We start from the raw sequence: 16,809 nt of genomic DNA, 5'->3' as shown, positions 1-16,809 counted from the left end.
GTTATCAGATATGTTCTTCGGGCTCGGACGATTATCCGTTAGTTTCTTCGGGCAGCCCGGAGGAACCGATGAATAACGCAATCATCTTCGCCGAGGACCTGCCCGGTTCGACCATCCACGACCGCGTGGCGCGGAACGAGCTGGTGCGGCTCGCCCGGGGCATCTACTCCGTCGACACCGGCGCCGACCCTACCGATGTCGTCCGCCGTTCCTGGCGGGAGATCGTGGGCCGACGGTTCCCTGGCGCCGCGGTCACCGACCGTTCCGCCGTCTGGGCGCAACCCCACGACGGCTACCTGTTCGTTGCCTCCGTTCGGGAGGGAGCGCTCGAGCTGCCCGGCCTGACCGTCGTGTCGCGGAAGGGCCCCGGTGCGGTCGAGGGCGACATCGCCATCGGAGCCGGCGTGCATCTCGCATCGCGACCGCGGGCGCTTCTCGACAACACGAGGCCGACCCGCAAGCGCGGGGACCGGCCACCGGCCACGTTGTCACGAGCCGAGCTGGCGGATTGGATCGACCATCTCTCGGCCGTCGATGGCGTTGAGCAGGTGAGCGCCTACCGCGATGCCGCCGAACAGCTCACTGAGGCACTCGGCGCGTCGCCCACGAGGGTCGAGACGCTGAACGAGATCGTGGGTGCCGCCCGGGGCACGCGTGACTCGACATCTGGTTCGGTCGCGATGGGGGCTCGAGCGGCCGGAGTCCCGTTCGACCAGGGTCGGGCCCTCCGCTTCGAGCTGCTCGCCAACTACCTGCGCGACGTGATGACGACACACCCGGCCCTGCCCATCGATGCGCCGAGGCGCGCGACTCTGCCGTTCTGGGAGGCGTACTTCTCGAACTTCATCGAAGGGACCGAGTTCACCCCCGACGAGGCCGAGCGCATCGTGTTCGAGGGCGAGGTCCCCGCGGCGCGCCCCGATGATGCCCACGACGTCCTCGGGACCCACCAGCTTGTCTCCGACGAGGCCGAGCTCCGTCGCCGCACGGCGTCGGCTGACGATTTCCTCGAGCTGCTCCGGAGCTGGCATCGCGTGATCCTCGGCGGCCGGCACGACAAGCGACCGGGTCGGTTCAAAGTCGACCCGAACCAGGCCGGCAACACGGTGTTCGTCGCACCCGAGCTGGTCGAGGGCACGCTCCGGCGGGGGTATGAGATCCTCGCATCACTCACCACTCCGACCCAGCGGGGCACGTTCGCCGCGTTCCTCGTCGCTGAGGTCCACCCCTTCGCTGACGGCAACGGTCGCCTGGCGCGTGCCGTGATGAACGCCGAGTACGTCGCGGGGGACGAGCAGCGGGCAGTGATCCCGACCGTGTCACGGAACGACTACCTGCGCGCGCTGCGCCGGCTCAGTCGCCAGGATCGCCCTGACCTGTTCGTCACCTACCTCGACCGGGTGCGTCGCTGGACCGCCCGCATGGACTGGTCGAGCCTCGCTGTCACGCGCCGGCTCCTCGATCGCACCAACGCGTTCCTCGACGCCGACGACGCCGAGACTCGAGGTCTTCAGCTCCTCGACCCCGCGACCGACGACCCGGCCATCGCGACCGGCCAGCCGACCTGAAGGCACGGCTGCCACTGTCGATCCGCTTCATCGAAGCGCTGATCCCCCGTTGCGTCATCGCTGCTCACCGCTGGCCTCTCGGAGGCGCATCAGCTCCGGTAGGGCTTGGCGTCTTCGACCACATCGGCGTAGCGGCCTCCCATAGCGCTGAACGCAGCTTCGCGATGTACCGTACAATGCGCCGTACATCGAGTGGAGGCGTCATGGCTGTCAAGAGCGACCGCATGGAAGCACGGGTATCGCCCGAGGAACGTGACCGCATCGAACGCGCGGCATCCACTGCGGGGATCTCGGTTTCGGCGTTCATGGTCAGCGCAGCCGTCGAACGGGCCGACCAGATCATGGCCGAGGCGACGACCACCACCGTCCCGGCCGACTACTTCGACGACCTGCTGGCGGCGCTCGACCAACCCGAGCGGGCACCGCGCCTCGCGAAAGCCGCGGAGCGGACCCGCCGGCAGCGGCGGATCACGGCCCGGTGAGCCGGGTCGAGCCACTCGCCGACCACGACCTCGACCGGTTCCGCTGCGGGAACGACGAGCTCGACGAATGGCTGCGACGCCACGCTCGAACGGCAACCGGCCAAGGCACCCGCACGTACGTGCTCATCGACGCCGAGGGGGCGGTCGTCGGGTATTTCGCTCTCGCTCCGCACTTCCTCAACCGTGACGAGGCACCACCGAAGCTGGGACGGGGCGCGCCCGGTCAGATCCCGGCGATCCTGCTGGCCAAGCTCGCCGTCGCCTCGTCGATCCAGGCGCAGGGCCTTGGTGCCGATCTCCTCGTGGTGGCGCTCGGCACAGTCATCGAGGCGGCCCGGAAGGCCGGTGGTCGCATCGTCGTCGTCGACGCGATCGACGACGCGGCGCGGCGCTTCTACGAGCACCACGACTTCCAGTCCCTGCCGAACAACCCACGGAGACTGGTGATGAAGCTGAGCACCGCCGCGCAGGCGCTCGGCGTGCCATGGCCGTGACGCCCTCCGGGCAGTCGTCACGCGCCATCGGTGTTCTCCATTCCGTCGGGCCAGACAGTAGGTGACCGCGCTCTGAATCGAGTCGCCCTCCCGGAAGAGCCCGGTGCAGCAGGGTGGAGGCCCGCCGCTTCGGCCGTCAACCCGGCCGCCGGTCCCCGCCAGGCCCCGTGGGCGGGGCGGGCTGGGAGCGGGCGTAGACGGCGGTGATGACCTCGTCGATGGCCGGCTCCTCGATGGCGATGTCGACCACCTCGGCGTTGGCCATCACCCGAGCCACGACCGCGGCGGCCGACACGGCGTCGGAGGTGAGGCGGAGCCATTGGCGCACCCCGTCGACCCGGGTCACCTCGCAGCCCTCGATGCGGAGCGGCGCGACCGGCTCAGCCAAGGTGACCACGACGGTGCGGGTCGCCCCCGTCGAGCGGACGAGAGCAGCCAGGTCGCCGTCGTGGACCACCCGCCCGTGGTCGATCACCACCACGCGGCGACACAGCCGCTCGACGTCGACCAGGTCGTGGGTGGTGAGCAGGACCGTCACCCCCTGCTCCTGGTTCAGGTGGGCCAGGAACCGGCGCACGCGGTCCTTGGCCACCACGTCGAGCCCGATCGTCGGCTCGTCGAGGTACACGATCTCGGGCCCGTGGAGCAGGGCGGCGGCCAGGTCGCCGCGCATGCGCTGGCCGAGCGACAGCTGGCGCACCGGCGTGCCCAGGAACGGGCCCAGGTCGAGCAGCTCGTCGAGCACGGCCCGACGGGCCCGATGATCCGCCGCGGGCACGTCGTAGATGTGGCGCAGCAGGTCAAAGCTGTCGACGAGGGGCAGGTCGGGCCACAGCTGGGACCGCTGCCCGAACACCACGCCCACGCGCCGGGCCAGCTCGGTGCGGTGCCGGTTCGGGTCGAGCCCGTCGACGCGCACGGTGCCCCCGGAGGGGACGAGGATGCCGGTGAGCATCTTCACGGTGGTCGACTTCCCCGCCCCGTTGGGGCCCAGGTAGCCGACCACCTCCCCGCGCCGCACGGTCAGGTCGATCCCGTCGACGGCCCGCACCTCGCGCCGGATGCGTCGGAACCCACCGCTGCGCTGACGCTGGACGAACACCTTCTCGGCGCCGCGCAGCTCGATGAGCACGTCGGTGTCGTCGCACGTGCTCATCGGGGGGTCTCCGATGCTGGTGGCCACCGCGTCGTACGGCCCGTCGCCCCAAGTGGTGCGCGACGCGGTCGCCCTAGCGACCGCGTCGCGCGCCAGTTCGCCATGGATGGGCGGCCACGGGCCGCGGCCGCACGGTCGGGGCGGGTTCCGTGGCGGCGGGTTCCGTGGCGGCGGGTTCCGTCGGGGCGGCCCTGGGGCTCGCTCACGCGCCCACGCTCCGGTAGGAGCGAACCCCGGTGCGCCACACCACGGCCGCCACCAGCACGGCCGCCAGCGCCACGCCCGGCCCGGCCCACGCCAGGGCGGCCGGCGCGCCGAGCGGGTCCTCGCGCCCGAGCAGGCCGACGGTCGGGTAGTAGGCGGTGAAGGCGAGGGGCACCACGAGACGGGCCAGGTGACGGACCCACTCGCCGTAGATGCCGAGCGGGTAGGTGGCGAACTGGCGACCCCCGTAGGTGAAGGCGGCCGACACCTCGCGGGAGTCGACGAGCCAGAAGGTGATCGACGTGGTGACGACCCACACCGAGGCGTAGATGACCGCCCCCGCCGGCAGGGCGACCGCCAGCAGGGCGACGCGGGCCGGCGTCCACTCGACGCCCGCGCCGGCGAGGGCGACGACGAGCACCACGACGCCCTGGAGCAGCTTGCCGAGGCTGCGCAGGTCGACGTCGCCGGCGAGGACCTGGAACAGCACCCGGCGGGGGCGCAGCAACAAGGTGTCGAGCCGCCCGGAGCGGATCCACGCCGGCAGGTCGTCGAGGTGGCCAACGAAGAGGTCGGCGAGGGCGAAGCTGGTCTGGGCCATGCCGTAGAGCACCAGGGCGTCGGTCAGCGTCCACCCGGCCAGGGCGTCGACGTTGCCGAACACGGCCAGCACGGCCACCAGGTCGAGCATCATCAGCGCCCCGCTGGTGAGGACGCCGATGAGGAACGAGGCCGGGTACTCCGCAGTCGAGCGGACCTCGGCCCCGACGAGGCGCCCGTACAGTCGGGCGGGGCCGATGCCGGCGCGAACGGCGGTCGTTTCCTCAGCCACCCTGCACCACCACCCGGCGGGTGCCGCGAGCCTGCACGACCCGGCCCGCTCCGACCAGCGCAACGGCCCACGCCAGCTGCACGCCGAGCACGGCGGGCAGCGAGGGCCGGGCGGTGCCCGTCCACACGTCGGACACGAGCTGCACCGTCGCCGCGAACGGCAACAGCCGCAGCACCGCTTCGAGACCGTTCGGCAGCAGGGGCAGCGGAAGCGTCATCCCCGCCCCCACCAACCAGACCGTCATCAGCGCTCGCTCCACGCCGCGGGCGTCGAGCAGCCAGAACCCGCTGGCGGCGGCGAGGAACCGCAGGGCGAACGACACGACGACCGCCAGCGCCAGGGCCACGAGCACCGCCGGGGCGTCGATGAGCCGGGGCAACCGGGCGCCGAAGGCCAGCCCGACGAGGACCGGCGGGATGAAGCGCACCAGCACCTCGAACCCGGCTCGCCCGGCGTCGACCGCGGCCCACCACCCCTGCAGGTCGACGGGCCGGTAGAGGTCGACGACCACGTCGCCCGAGCGGATGCGCTCGCTCAGGTCCGGGCTGCGGTTGGACACGTTGACCACGCCGAGCATCCCCTGGGCCAACCAGACCTGGGTGATCAGCGCGGTCTCGTCGTAGCCGTCGATCGATGCGCCGCCACGGTTGCGGATCACCGCCGAGACCACCGTCGAGAGCAGGACGCCCCACACCAGGTTGGTGAACAGGGCGGCACCGGTCGCGCCCCGGTAGGTGGCAAAGCGGCGGAAGGCTCGCCGGGCCACCTCGACGTAGGTCCGCACGGCCGGACCCTACGCAACGAGGCCAAACCGAGGTGACCGATTTGCGGAACCAGCAATCCCGCCCCCGGCGCCGGAACGCACTCGGTGTGGCGCGTTCTGGTCATTCACGCGCCCACACGCGCCAGACCTCGGGAGCGATGGTCGGTCGCGGGGACGGCGTAGAGTCAGCCGGTCCATGGACCGGCTGAACGCACCCCGGGGAACCTTCGCCCTGGCCCGGTACCCCGCCCACCCGAAGGACCCGCTACGGGCCTGGGACGCAGCCGACGAGCTGCTGCTGCGCCACCTGGCCGAACGGGAGGATGACGGCCTCGACCTCGACGGCGCGGTGGCGATCCTCAACGACGGGTGGGGCGCCCTGGCCGCGGGCCTGGCCGAGCACCGCCCCACCTCGGTGTCGGACTCCTACCTGGCCCGGCGGGCCACGGCCGCCAACCTGGAGGCCAACGGCATCGAGCCCGGATCGGTCACCCTCGTCGAGTCGGTCGAGGCCGTGGGTGACCGAGTCGACGTCGCCGTGATCAAGGTGCCCAAGAGCCTGGCCCTGCTCGAACACCAGCTCCACCTGCTGGCGCCGAAGCTCCACGAGGGCGCAACGGTCGTCGCCGCCGCCATGACCAAGCACGTCCACCGCTCGACCCTCGAGCTCTTCGAGCGCCTGGTCGGGCCGACCCGTACCTCGCGGGCGGTGCGCAAGGCGCGCCTCGTGTTCCCCGAACGGGACCCGGCACTCGTCGCCGGCCCCAGCCCCTGGCCCCGCACCTTCCGCCTCGAGCCGGGCGGTCGGACCGTCGTCGGCCACGCCGGGGTGTTCTCGGCCCGCAAGCTCGACGTGGGCACGCGCCTCCTGGTCGCGCACCTGCCGGCACCGGGCGACCACCGTCGGGTCGTCGACTTGGGGTGCGGCACCGGCGTCGTCGGCCTGACGATCGCCGACCGAGATCCCCAGGCGCAGGTGACCTTCATCGACGAGTCGTCGCTGGCGGTGGCGTCGGCCGAGGCCACCTTTCGCACGAACCTCGGTGCGGACCGCGAGGCTCGGTTCGTCGTCGGCAACGGCCTCGGCGACCTCGCCTCCGGCCCGCCCCTGACCGATGCCGACCTGGTGGTGGTGAACCCGCCGTTCCACCAGGATCACGCCGTCGGCGACGCCACCGCGTGGCAGATGTTCTCCGAGGCCCGCGACGTGCTGCGACCCGGCGGCGACCTCTGGGTCGTCGGCAACCGGCACCTCGCCTACAACGCCAAGCTCACCAAGCTGTTCGGCCGGAGCACGGTCGTGGGCTCCAACCCCGGCTTCGTCGTCCTGCGCGCCCGTCGCCCCTGACGACTCCGCCCAGGTTGACGCCACCGCCTCGACCTGACCTCGCGGCACCGACCGTGCTGTCGCGCTCAGGCGCCGGCGCAGTGATGGCCGCAGGTCCTCGCTCATGGTCCTGCGGTCACCCACCGGTGATCAGGCCTACGAACCCAAGGCGGGGGCGTCGTCGACCTCGGTCGTGACGTCGTCGCCGAGGAAGCACAGGTGACCGGCGGCCACGGCGACATCGCTGAAGGGCTCCTCGTAGCTCCAGGCCACGTCGGCCGGCCCGTCGATCATCGACCAGTACGTGGCCCACCCCTTGTAGGGACAGTGGCTGCGGCTGGTGGAGGAGGTCAGCAGGTCGGAGCGCACGTCGGCGAGGGGAACATAGACGCGGTTGGGCAACCCGGTCTCGGAGACGACCACCGGTCGGGCCGACTCGGCCACGACCACCTCGCCGACGCGCACCCGGACCCGACGGCTGCTGCGCCGGGCATCGACGCGGTGGTACGGGTCTCGCAGGTGCCCCTCGACCGGTTCGTCCTCGTCGAACCAGGCATCGAGGGCGTCGAACGTGAAGGCCTGGAGGCCGCTCAGCCAGTTGGCGGCGGGCAGCGGGTCAGGGTAGGCCCACACCGCGCTTTCGGCGGTGTGGGCACCGACGGCGATCGACCAGTAGGCAGCATCGCCCTTGAACGGGCAGTGCGTCGACAGGTCCGCGGGCACCAGGAGGTCTTGGCGCACGTCGGCCTCGGGCACGTAGAGGACCGGGAGGATGTTGCTCTCGTGGAGGAGGTGGCCCCGCGTCGTGTCGAGGACCGTCTCGCCACCGAAGGTGGCCCGGGCCCGGCGGGGGAAGTCGGTGAGCAGGAGGCGGTGGGCCGGGCCGTCGATGGCGTAGTTGGCGGTGCCGGGGGGCCTGGTGCCGAGCGGGGCAGTACCGAGGGTCAGGGTCATGGGGGGTCGTCACCTCTGGTCGGGGCGTTGAGGCCTGGGAGGCGCCAACTGTCCGCCTCTGGCCAACGGAGGCCGACGACGAGGCATTCCGTGACCGACCCGCCGAGCCGTCGTGGTCGCTCACCGCGCCGTGGGAACCGTCCCACGACAGACGTGGTGCGGGCCGAGCCGCACGGTCGACGGGTCGGCCCTACAGGCCGAGGCCGGGGATGGCACCGGTGTCGAGGGGGCTGGGCCCATCGGTGCGCAGGCGGTGCCAGCCCGCCGCGGCGACCATCGCTGCGTTGTCGGTGCACATGGCCGGGGTGGGCAGCGAGACCCGCAGGCCTCGGGCCTCGCCCACCTCGGTGAGCACCCGGCGCAGCCGCGAGTTGGCGGCCACCCCACCGCCCAGGCAGACGCCCCGGGCGCCGGTCTGCTCGGCGGCCCGGAGGGCCTTGGCCACGAGCACGTCGACCACCGCGGCCTGGAACGAGGCGGCCACATCGGCGGTGACCACGTCGGGGTGGCGGCGACAGTGGTTGATCACGGCCGTCTTCAGCCCGGAGAACGACAGGTCGAGCCCATCGTCGATCATGGAGCGGGGGAAGGCGATGGCCGTGGGGTCGCCCGTCGTCGCCGCCTCGTCGATCGCGGGCCCGCCGGGGTAGCTGAGGCCGAGGTAGCGCGCCACCTTGTCGAAGGCCTCACCGGCGGCGTCGTCGAGCGTGCCGCCGAGCACCTCGTAGGACCCCGGGGCGTCCATGGCCACGACCAGGGTGTGGCCGCCCGAAGCGAGCAGCACCACGACCGGCAGCTCCACGTCGGGGTCATCGAGCAGGGCGGCGTGGAGGTGGGCCTCGAGGTGGTTCACGGCCACGAAGGGCACGTCCCACACCAGGGCGAGGGCCTTGGCGGTGGCCACGCCGACGAGCAGGGCGCCGATCAAGCCGGGCCCGTGGGTCGCGGCGACGGCGCCGATCTCGGCATCGGGCACGCCGCTCTCGATCAGGGCCTCGGCGATGACCGGGGTCAGCAGCTCGACGTGCGCCCGGCTCGCGACCTCGGGCACGACCCCGCCGTAGCGGGCGTGGATGTCGACCTGGCTGGAGACGACCGACGACAGGATCTGGCGGCCGCCGACCACGACCGCAGCCGCCGTCTCGTCGCACGAGGTCTCGATGCCGAGCACCGGCATCTCGTCGGAGACCGTCGGGGAGGACCGGTCGGTCATGCCGTGCGCACCCCCTGCAGGACGCTCGGGCTCGGGAGCGAGGCCTCGATGCCCGCCAGGCGGACCGCGTAGGTGTCGGTGTGGACATCGATGGCCCACATGATCACTGCGTCCTCGCCGTTGTCGACGTAGTAGCCCCGCCGCACGCCGGAAGGTCCGAAGCCGAAGCGGCTGTAGAGGGCCTGGGCTCCCCGGTTCGACGCCCGCACCTCGAGCGTCACCCGCTGCGAGCCGAGGGCGATGGCCTCCCGCATCAGCACCACCAGCAATCGGGTGGCGTAGCCTTGGCCGTGCTGCGCGGGGGCGACGGCCACGGTCGTGACGTGAGCGTCGCCGGCGATCACCATCAACCCGGCGTAGCCCACCACGGTGACGCCCCGGCGGGCGACGAGGTAGCTGCGCCCGTCGGCGACCGAGAGCTCCCCGAGGTACAGCCCGAGCGACCACGGCCGGGGATAGACGGCGTGGTCGATGCGCAGCACCTGGCGGAGGTGCCGGCGGCGCATCGGGGTGATGACGACCGGCCCCTCCTCCCCGACCGGAGGGGTGACGGCGGCGGTCGGTGGGGGCGACGGGTCGGCGTCCGGAGGACCCGGAGATGCGGCGGCGGCCATCAGGGGTTCGCCTCGGGCGGGCGCGGGCCGGGCACGCCGGCTCGCGTCGCCCAGTTGATCTCGGCGTCGGGCTTGCGCAGGTAGGTCGGCCGGACCTCCCAGGGCTGCACCCACTCCTCGCGGAGGGCCTGGTGGTGCGCCAGCAGGACGAGGTCACGGGCCGAGGGGTGGGTGTGGCCGTGGGTGCACACCTCGGCCCCCCCGAGCGTGTGGAAGTCCTCTGCGTAGCGGAGGGCCCCGTCGCCGAGGAGGAGCAGGTCGTTGCCGTGGGCCTGCAGCTCGGCGCAAAGATCCTGCGGTGTGCTCACCCGGGGCTCGGTGATGCGCTGCACCCCGCCGGGCACCTGGCGGTACAGGGCGGAGAACAGCTCGCCACGACGAGCATCGATCACCGCGGCGATGACCCGGTCGGAGAAGCGGGCGGGGAAGGCCAGCAGGTCGAGGCTGGAGATGCCGATCACCGGAACCCGCAGGGCCTGGGCCAGGGCCTTGGCCGTGGCCACCCCCACCCGCAGCCCGGTGAAGAGCCCGGGGCCGATGTCGACGGCGAGAGCGCCGACCTCCGAGAGCTCGACACGGGCCTGCTGGGCCACGAAGGCAATGGAGGGAGCCAGGGACTCCGCGTGGCGCCGGGTGCGGGCCGAGTGGGCCGAGGCCAGCACCCCTTCGTGGCCGCCGATGGCGCAGCCCACCTGGGCTGTGGCCGACTCGATGCCGAGGATCAACACGTCGGGTCCTCCCAGCGCGCCAAGGTGGCCCGGAGGCCATCGGCGCGGGCTGACCACCGCGGACCCACCGGCCGCAGGTGCCAGCGTCGCTCGTCGGCCAACGCGTCGAGCTGCGCCTCCTCCGCCTCGGCCGGGAGGGAGGCGAAGGTGATGCGGATCTCGAGGTAGTCGGCCGGCAGCACGGGCTCGATGGCGTCGCCCCACTCGATGACCACGACCGCACCCTCGTCGATCATCTCCCCCAGGCCCACGTCGAGCACCTCGTGGAGGTGTTCGAGCCGGTACACATCGAGGTGGTGGACCCGCAGCCGCCCGCCCTCGTAGGTCTGGGCGATGGTGAAGGTGGGGCTCGTCACCCGACACGGGATGGCCAGCCCCGTCGCCAGGCCCTGGGCGAAGGCGGTCTTGCCGGCGCCCATCTCGCCCGAGAGCAGCACCACGTCGCCCGGGCGCAGCAGCTCGGCCAGGGAGGCGGCGAGGGCGCGCGTGTCGTGGACCGTCGTGGTGCGGGCGAGCACGGGATCAAGCGGGGAGCGGGGTCATGGCGGGCGGGGCGGACCGTGCTACCCGTCGCGAGCAGCGCGGTCCCCGATGCGACTCGGGCACCCGCCGAGCGTACCGCCGCACCGCTCCCAGTCGCGGGCGAAGCATCCAGGGCGATCGCCGGCGCCGAACGTTCGACATCGAAGAAGGGGTCCGTCGCCTCCTGTCGAACACACCGATCATGACCAGAGCCCAGACCCCACGACTCGTCGCCCTCACGGCCGCCCTCGCGCTGGCCCTCGTCGCCTTCGTGTCCCCCTCTCCCGCGGGGGCTGCGCCGACGTTCGCCTCGGCCGACGAGGCCACCATCACCCCCGGGGCGGAGATGGTGACCGACGGTGCCCAGTGCACCGGCAACTTCATCTTCACCGACTCCGTCGACGTGTACATCGGTTATGCCGCCCACTGCGCCGGCCTCGGCGCCGCCACCGACACCAACGGCTGTGACGCCGGCACCCTGCCCCTCGGCACACCCGTCGAGATCGAGAACGCCGATGCGCCCGGCAGCCTCGTCTACAGCTCGTGGGGCACCATGCAGGCCGTGGGCGAGACCGACCCCAACGCCTGTGACTTCAACGACTTCGCCCTGGTGCGCGTCGACCCAGCCGACCACGCCAAGGTCAACCCGTCCATCCCCCACTGGGGCGGCCCGACCGGCCTCAACACCGACGGCGTGGCCGCCGGTGAGCGGGTCTACAGCTACGGCAACTCCAGCCTGCGCCAGGGCCTCGACCTCCTGAAGCCCAGGACCGGCATCAGCCTCGGCAGCGCCAGCGACGGCTGGACCCACCCCGTCTACACCGTCACCCCCGGCATCCCCGGTGACTCCGGCAGCGCCTTCCTCGACGCCGAGGGCCGGGCCCTGGGTGTCCTCAGCACCCTCGCCATCGCCCCGCTGGCGGGCAGCAACGGTGTGTCGGACCTGAGCCGGGCCCTCGACTACATGGCGGCCAACACCGACCTCGACGCCATCGACCTGGTCAACGGTGACGTCGCCTTCGACGGCGATCAGCTGCCGCTCGGCACCGGCACCGGCCTGGGCGGCCTCTAGGCCCGGCGCTCACCCCAGTCCTCGGGGACCGCTGGTGGCCGGCACGGTCCGGCGCTCCCCACCCATTCTCGGTCGGTGCGCTCTGCGGGGGGAGGCGCATCGGCCGAGGCGCGTTCGTGACCGATGAGGTTGCGACCTCGGCCGTCGCAGCCCTGATTCATCCGGGTGAGTCAGGCCAACGAACGCACGGCGCGCTCGACGGCGGCGACGGCCAGCAGCCGGACGTGGTCGACCGGGGCCGTGACGCCGCCGGTCGCGGCGGCGACGAGGGCATCGCCGTCGACCCTTGAGTGGGCCGGGACCAGGCTGCGGGCCAAGCCGTCGTGACCACCCTGGGCCACCACGAGGCATCCCACCTTGTCGAGCACGGCGTTGGTGACGATCACCCCGATGGTGGTGTTGCCCAGGGGCGCGGGGGCCAGCTGGGGCACGACGTCCTCGATGCCGTCCAGGCCGGAACCGTCGAGGTCGATCGACCCGTGGGCGTTGACTGCGACGAGGGCGGCCACCACCAGCGCCCCGGCCCGGACGGTCGCACCGCCGAGTCCCCCGGCCCGGGGCGCAGCCGGGCTGAGCCACCCCCCCACCGTCGCACCGCACCCGGCCCCGACCGCACCATGGTCCACCGAACCACCGGTCGCCGCGGCGCAGGCGGCCCGGCCCTGCGCCGGTCCGGGACGCACCGAGGCGGACCCCACGGCCAGGTCGAACAGGGCCAGGGTCGGGACGATCGGCACCGGGCTGGCGGGCGTCGGGAAGCCTCTCCCCCGCTGCTCGCACCACCCCATGACCCCATCCGCGGCGGCCAGCCCGAACGCCGAGCCCCCGGTGAGCAGCACCGCGTCGATGCGGTCGACGAGGCGGTCGGGCGCCAGCAGGTCGAGCTCACGGGTCGCCGGCGCGCCCCCCCGGACCTCGACCGACGCGGTGGTGCCCTCGGGCAGGAGCACCACGGTGCAGCCGGTGCGCGCCTCGGTGTCGCTCCAGTGGCCCACCAGAACGCCGTCGACGTCGGTGATCACCGGTTCAGCACGGCTCGGCGAGGGGCGTGGAGGAAGAGGGCGATGGGCGTCTCACCCATCCAGGCCCGGGCGTGGCCGCAGAACGCCGGGACGTCGAGCATCGATGAGGCCAGCACCAGGTCGGGCGGGCCGTGCTCGGCCACCACCACGGCGGCCGCCTCGGCCAGCGTGACCGCACCCCCGCGCAGGCGCCAGCGCCAGTAGGCGCCGTCATGGGCGACCACGTGGACCTCGTGTGCGCTGCGCACCGCGAAGCCCTCGGCCCAGGCCTGGTGGGACCCGGTGAGCCACGGCTCGACGAGCAGGACCCGCACCGTTGCTGACCTAGGCCCCTGCGCCGGGGGAGGTCACGCCGGCGACGGCGACGCCGCTCAGGCCGAGGAGGGTGCGGGTCGCGGCGCGCATGGCCGTCATCCTCGCGAATCCGTGGCGGTCCGCCGGGGCACTCGGCGTCCGAGGCCGCAGGTCACCTCGTAGGCGATGGTGTCGAGCTGGTCGGCCCACTCCTCGGCCGAGATCACCTCAGTTCCCTGGCGGCCGATCAGCACGACCTCGTCGCCCCGGGCCACCGACGATCCAGGGCCGCAGTCGACGGTGATCTGGTCCATGGTCACGGTGCCCGCGATGGGCCACCGGCGCCCGCCGATCAACACCTCGGCTCCCGCCGTCCCCAGCGCCCGGCGCAGACCGTCGGCGTAGCCCACCGGCACGGTCGCGATGGTGGTGTCGTGCGCCACCCGGTACCGCTGGCCGTAGCTGACGGCCTCCCCGGCGGCGACGACCTTGACGTGAGACACCTGGGACACGAAGCGGAGGGCGGGCCGCAGGTCGACGCCGCCGTCCAGCCCGGGGGCGGGCGGGATCCCGTAGACGGCGATGCCGAACCGCACCCGGTCGAGGCGGGCCGCCGGGTGGACGAGAGCTCCGGCGGAGTTGGCCGCGTGGCGACACGGCACGGCGACCCCGGCGGCGACGATCGCCGCGCAGACCTGATCGAGGCGGGCCAGCTGGACCTCGGTGAGGAGGGCGTCGAGCTCGTCGGCCACCGCCAGGTGCGTCCACACCGACGCGAGGTGGAGGCCCGGGTCGGCATCGATGGCGCGAGCCAGGGCGACGGCCTCGTCGGGCTGCGCCCCGACGCGGTGCATGCCGGTGTCGATCTTCAGGTGCAAGGGCCAGGGCCCGGCGCTGTCGCCCGCCGACACCGACGCCGACTCCGCGACGACCTCGGCGGAGTACACCGTGGGCTCCACGCCAGCGGCCCGAGCCCGTCCGACGGCACCCGGCGGCGGCTCCGACAGCAGGAGCACCGGAGCGACGATGCCTGCGTTGCGCAGCTCCTCGGCCTCCTCGACGAGGGCCACCGCCAATCCCTCGGCGCCGGCCGCCAGCACGGCCCGAGCGACGGGCACGGCACCGTGGCCGTACCCGTCGGCCTTCACCACCGACCACACCGCGGCCGGCGCGACGTGGGCCCGCAGCGCCCGCACGTTGTGGGCCACGGCGGCGAGGTCGACCTCGATCCACGTGGGGCGCGCCGGAACCGTCGCCATCGTCGCGATGTCCATGGTCGGCGGCTCCGGCGCAGACGGCCGGTCAGTCCTCGGCGATCATCGCCCGGATGACGTCGCCGCGAGCCACGAGGCCGACCAGGCGCCCGTCGTCGTCGACCACCGGCAGGCGCGACACGTCGTGGGTGTGGAGAAGGGTCGCGGCGTCCTCGAGGGTGGCGTCGGGGCCGATGGTGTGGGGGTCGGGCGTCATGACGTCGGAGACGATCCCGCCGACGGCCTTGCGCAGGTCCTCCTCGAAGCGCTTGCGCTCGCCGGGCCACTCGAACGACGCACCCAGCAGGCTGATCACCGTCGGCACGTGGACCTGGCCCTCGGCCACGATGAGGTCGCCGGTGCTGAGCAGACCCACGACCTTGCGCTCGGCGTCGATCACGGGGGCGGCGTCGACCCTCCGCTCGACCAGTGCGGCCATCGCGGTCCGCACCTCGTCGGTGGGGCCGAGGGTGACGACGTCGGTCGTCATCACGTCACGCACGGGAAGGGATCGGGGCACGTCAGTCCTCCGGGAGCTCGGCCAGGGCGGCGGGCAGGTGGGCGGCGACATCGCCGGCCACCAGGCCTCGGCGCCAGGCTAGGGCGCCGGCCCGGCCGTGGAGGTGGGCCGCGCCGGCGGCGGCCTCCAGCGGTGCGATCCCCTGGGCCACCAGGGCGGTGATGGCGCCGGTGAGCACGTCGCCGGTGCCGGCGGTGGCCAGGCGGTCGTCGCCCGCGGTCACGATCAGCGCCCGGCCCTGCGGGTCGGCCACGATTGTCGTCGACCCCTTGGCCAGCACCACCGCGTGGCGGCGGGCGGCCAGGGCCCGCACCTCGGCCAGCCGATCCGGCGCCGCGGTGTCAGCCCCGAGGCGGGCCAGCTCCCCGTTGTGGGGCGTGAGCACGACGGTGGGTCCCTGCGGTTGAACGGCGCCGTCGGGCCCGCCGTCAGCCGTGTCGTTGCTGGACGAGTCGTCGCCGAGCCGGAGCCGGGGCTGGGTCACGTTGCCCTCGACGTCGTCGGCCAGGGCGGAGAGGCCGTCGCCGTCGACCACCACGAACGGCCGGTCGGCGGCGCCCACCAGGGCCCGCACCTGCATCGCAGTCTCCGGGTCGGGGCCGAGCCCGGGGCCGACTCCCACCGCGGCGATGCGGTCGAGGTCGGCGAGCACCGTGGCCGCCCACCCGTCGGCCGGGAGCTCGACGCCGACCACCTCGGTGGGAGCGCCCGGGTCGCTCGCCAGGCCGGGCGTCGAGAGGCGAACGTAGCCGGCCCCGGCCCGCTGCGCCCCGGCCGCCGAGAGGTGGGCGGCGCCGGTCATCCCCGGTGATCCGGCGACGATCCAGCACGCCGCTCGCCACTTGTGGGAATCCCGGGCCCGTTCGGGCAGCCACCGGGCGAGGTCCACGGACTCCACCAGGTGGGTCCGGGCCGAGGTCACGTCCAGGCCGATGTCGGCCACCACGACATCGCCCGCGAGCTCGGGACCCCGGCCGAGGAGCAGACCGGGCTTCAGGGCGGCGAAGGTGACCGTGCGCACCGCGGTCCATGGCGCGCCGTGGACCTCGCCGGTGAGGCCATCGACCCCCGACGGGATGTCAACCGCGAGCACCCGTGTGCCCGCCGCGACCTTCGGCGGGTGCCAGTCGCCCCGGAAGCCGGTGCCGTAGGCCGCGTCGATGAACAGGTCACAACGTGGGAGCTCGTCGAGCAGGTCCGCGGCGTCGAGCACCTCGACCCGCACGCCCCGACGGGTGAGGCGCTCCGCGGCGGCCCGGCCGTCGGCCCCGTTGTTGCCCTTCCCCGCCACCACCACGACCCGACGCCCGTACGCCCCGCCGAGGAGGCCAAGGGCCTGGCCGGCGACGGCGGCGCCGGCCCGGTCGATCAACACGTCGGTCGGCTCGGCCGCGGCGGCGTCGATGGCACCCATCTCCTCAGGGGTCACGACCGGGATCACGCCGCCATGGTGCCCCGTGAGCGCCGGCGCCGCGGCCGGGCGCGTGAGGCACCGGGCTGGCGGCCACCTGGGCGGGGCCTCGGCGCGAGTGCTCGGTACTGTCCACCCACCCCTCGCCCCTTTCACCGACCGCATCACTCACCGGAACCCTGCTCGACACGGTGCACGTGGGATTGCCGCTTGACAGAGCGAACTGACGTTCGATACGATGCGGTTCTCCCTTCGAGGACCAGGGTTGCGGTCCTCTCCCCGTTCCTGCTCGACGCCCACCGGTGGTGGTCGTCGCTTCTGCCTCGGAGGTGAGCCGTGTCCGACCTGTCAACGTCCCCGCCCGACGCGTCGCCGCGCTC

General features: G+C 73.1%; 18 protein-coding genes. 5 read left to right on the top strand and 13 right to left on the bottom strand.

The annotated features are described in order from the left end of the window. The first annotated feature begins 68 nt into the window (after window positions 1-68). The 3 genes from VNL12_RS16375 to VNL12_RS16365 all read left to right on the top strand — a co-directional run bounded on the left by VNL12_RS16375 (window position 69) and on the right by VNL12_RS16365 (window position 2,544). A complete protein-coding gene (locus VNL12_RS16375) occupies window positions 69-1,568 on the top strand; it encodes a Fic family protein (RefSeq protein ID WP_325596014.1) in 1,500 nt (499 codons plus the stop codon). Window positions 1,569-1,771: 203 nt separating this feature from the next. Continuing rightward, window positions 1,772-2,050 (top strand): DUF1778 domain-containing protein, encoded by a 279-nt coding sequence (locus VNL12_RS16370; protein WP_325596013.1) that lies wholly within the window; start codon window positions 1,772-1,774, stop codon window positions 2,048-2,050. Further along, the gene (locus tag VNL12_RS16365) at window positions 2,047-2,544 is read left to right on the top strand and encodes a GNAT family N-acetyltransferase (RefSeq protein WP_325596012.1); all 498 of its coding nucleotides are present in this window, start codon (window positions 2,047-2,049) and stop codon (window positions 2,542-2,544) included. Before VNL12_RS16370 ends, VNL12_RS16365 begins: the two co-directional genes overlap by 4 nt. Before the next feature lie 136 nt (window positions 2,545-2,680). Here the strand turns inward: VNL12_RS16365 and VNL12_RS16360 are convergent, their stop codons facing one another. The 3 genes from VNL12_RS16360 to VNL12_RS16350 form a co-directional block, all read right to left on the bottom strand. Continuing rightward, complete coding sequence (locus tag VNL12_RS16360) at window positions 2,681-3,700, bottom strand: ABC transporter ATP-binding protein (RefSeq protein ID WP_325596011.1); 1,020 nt, start codon at window positions 3,698-3,700, stop codon at window positions 2,681-2,683. Between the two features lie 202 nt (window positions 3,701-3,902). Then, the gene (locus tag VNL12_RS16355) at window positions 3,903-4,736 is read right to left on the bottom strand and encodes an ABC transporter permease (protein WP_325596010.1); all 834 of its coding nucleotides are present in this window, start codon (window positions 4,734-4,736) and stop codon (window positions 3,903-3,905) included. Continuing rightward, window positions 4,729-5,520, bottom strand: coding sequence for an ABC transporter permease (locus VNL12_RS16350; protein ID WP_325596009.1), 792 nt, complete (start codon window positions 5,518-5,520; stop codon window positions 4,729-4,731). The genes VNL12_RS16355 and VNL12_RS16350 overlap by 8 nt, the downstream gene beginning before the upstream one ends. 175 nt (window positions 5,521-5,695) lie before the next feature. On the opposite strand from VNL12_RS16350, the gene VNL12_RS16345 reads away from it, so the two are divergent. Further along, a complete protein-coding gene (locus VNL12_RS16345) occupies window positions 5,696-6,847 on the top strand; it encodes a methyltransferase (protein WP_325596008.1) in 1,152 nt (383 codons plus the stop codon). 135 nt (window positions 6,848-6,982) lie between these two features. Here VNL12_RS16345 and VNL12_RS16340 read toward each other — a convergent pair whose 3' ends face one another. From VNL12_RS16340 to tsaE, 5 genes are all read right to left on the bottom strand, one after another. Further along, entirely contained in the window at window positions 6,983-7,780 is a 798-nt protein-coding gene (locus tag VNL12_RS16340; protein WP_325596007.1) for a DUF427 domain-containing protein, read from the bottom strand. Window positions 7,781-7,970: 190 nt separating this feature from the next. After that, window positions 7,971-8,993, bottom strand: coding sequence for a tRNA (adenosine(37)-N6)-threonylcarbamoyltransferase complex transferase subunit TsaD (tsaD, locus tag VNL12_RS16335; protein ID WP_325596006.1), 1,023 nt, complete (start codon window positions 8,991-8,993; stop codon window positions 7,971-7,973). Next, window positions 8,990-9,607 carry a ribosomal protein S18-alanine N-acetyltransferase gene (gene rimI, locus VNL12_RS16330; RefSeq protein ID WP_325596005.1) on the bottom strand — a complete coding sequence of 206 codons (618 nt, stop codon included), beginning with the start codon at window positions 9,605-9,607 and terminating at the stop codon, window positions 8,990-8,992. The genes tsaD and rimI overlap by 4 nt, the downstream gene beginning before the upstream one ends. Beyond that, window positions 9,607-10,335 (bottom strand): tRNA (adenosine(37)-N6)-threonylcarbamoyltransferase complex dimerization subunit type 1 TsaB, encoded by a 729-nt coding sequence (tsaB, locus tag VNL12_RS16325; protein ID WP_325596004.1) that lies wholly within the window; start codon window positions 10,333-10,335, stop codon window positions 9,607-9,609. Before tsaB ends, rimI begins: the two co-directional genes overlap by 1 nt. Then, the gene (gene tsaE, locus VNL12_RS16320) at window positions 10,329-10,853 is read right to left on the bottom strand and encodes a tRNA (adenosine(37)-N6)-threonylcarbamoyltransferase complex ATPase subunit type 1 TsaE (protein ID WP_325596003.1); all 525 of its coding nucleotides are present in this window, start codon (window positions 10,851-10,853) and stop codon (window positions 10,329-10,331) included. Before tsaE ends, tsaB begins: the two co-directional genes overlap by 7 nt. Before the next feature lie 206 nt (window positions 10,854-11,059). On the opposite strand from tsaE, the gene VNL12_RS16315 reads away from it, so the two are divergent. Beyond that, window positions 11,060-11,929, top strand: a complete 870-nt coding sequence (locus VNL12_RS16315; RefSeq protein WP_325596002.1) for a hypothetical protein — start codon at window positions 11,060-11,062, stop codon at window positions 11,927-11,929. Window positions 11,930-12,099: 170 nt separating this feature from the next. On the opposite strand, the gene VNL12_RS16310 is transcribed toward VNL12_RS16315, so the two are convergent. The 5 genes from VNL12_RS16310 to VNL12_RS16290 all read right to left on the bottom strand — a co-directional run bounded on the left by VNL12_RS16310 (window position 12,100) and on the right by VNL12_RS16290 (window position 16,459). Continuing rightward, entirely contained in the window at window positions 12,100-12,951 is an 852-nt protein-coding gene (locus VNL12_RS16310; RefSeq protein ID WP_325596001.1) for a P1 family peptidase, read from the bottom strand. Then, window positions 12,948-13,265 carry a tRNA-queuosine alpha-mannosyltransferase domain-containing protein gene (locus VNL12_RS16305; protein WP_325596000.1) on the bottom strand — a complete coding sequence of 106 codons (318 nt, stop codon included), beginning with the start codon at window positions 13,263-13,265 and terminating at the stop codon, window positions 12,948-12,950. Before VNL12_RS16305 ends, VNL12_RS16310 begins: the two co-directional genes overlap by 4 nt. Before the next feature lie 96 nt (window positions 13,266-13,361). Then, window positions 13,362-14,519: an alanine racemase gene (gene alr / locus VNL12_RS16300; RefSeq protein ID WP_325595999.1), complete on the bottom strand. Its 1,158-nt coding sequence runs from the start codon at window positions 14,517-14,519 to the stop codon at window positions 13,362-13,364. Between the two features lie 28 nt (window positions 14,520-14,547). Beyond that, window positions 14,548-14,988 (bottom strand): CBS domain-containing protein, encoded by a 441-nt coding sequence (locus VNL12_RS16295; RefSeq protein ID WP_325595998.1) that lies wholly within the window; start codon window positions 14,986-14,988, stop codon window positions 14,548-14,550. 31 nt (window positions 14,989-15,019) lie between these two features. After that, a complete protein-coding gene (locus VNL12_RS16290; protein WP_325595997.1) occupies window positions 15,020-16,459 on the bottom strand; it encodes an NAD(P)H-hydrate dehydratase in 1,440 nt (479 codons plus the stop codon). Window positions 16,460-16,809 lie beyond the last annotated feature (350 nt).

The organism is Iamia sp. (assembly GCF_035575815.1).
In the GTDB taxonomy this organism is placed as follows: Bacteria; Actinomycetota; Acidimicrobiia; order Acidimicrobiales; family Iamiaceae; genus Iamia.
The sequence above is the reverse complement of the archived record's forward strand: the minus strand, read 5'-3'. Positions and strand labels throughout refer to the sequence as shown.

What these genes read in the sequence shown, in the direction of transcription:
- VNL12_RS16370 (WP_325596013.1), top strand. Translation starts at nt 1,772, where the DNA reads ATGGCTGTCAAGAGCGACCGCATGGAAGCACGGGTATCGCCCGAGGAA.
- VNL12_RS16340 (WP_325596007.1), bottom strand. Translation starts at nt 7,780, where the DNA reads ATGACCCTGACCCTCGGTACTGCCCCGCTCGGCACCAGGCCCCCCGGC.
- rimI (WP_325596005.1), bottom strand. Translation starts at nt 9,607, where the DNA reads ATGGCCGCCGCCGCATCTCCGGGTCCTCCGGACGCCGACCCGTCGCCC.
- VNL12_RS16375 (WP_325596014.1), top strand. Translation starts at nt 69, where the DNA reads ATGAATAACGCAATCATCTTCGCCGAGGACCTGCCCGGTTCGACCATC.
- alr (WP_325595999.1), bottom strand. Translation starts at nt 14,519, where the DNA reads ATGGACATCGCGACGATGGCGACGGTTCCGGCGCGCCCCACGTGGATC.
- VNL12_RS16345 (WP_325596008.1), top strand. Translation starts at nt 5,696, where the DNA reads ATGGACCGGCTGAACGCACCCCGGGGAACCTTCGCCCTGGCCCGGTAC.
- VNL12_RS16315 (WP_325596002.1), top strand. Translation starts at nt 11,060, where the DNA reads ATGACCAGAGCCCAGACCCCACGACTCGTCGCCCTCACGGCCGCCCTC.
- tsaD (WP_325596006.1), bottom strand. Translation starts at nt 8,993, where the DNA reads ATGACCGACCGGTCCTCCCCGACGGTCTCCGACGAGATGCCGGTGCTC.
- VNL12_RS16360 (WP_325596011.1), bottom strand. Translation starts at nt 3,700, where the DNA reads ATGAGCACGTGCGACGACACCGACGTGCTCATCGAGCTGCGCGGCGCC.
- VNL12_RS16295 (WP_325595998.1), bottom strand. Translation starts at nt 14,988, where the DNA reads ATGACGACCGACGTCGTCACCCTCGGCCCCACCGACGAGGTGCGGACC.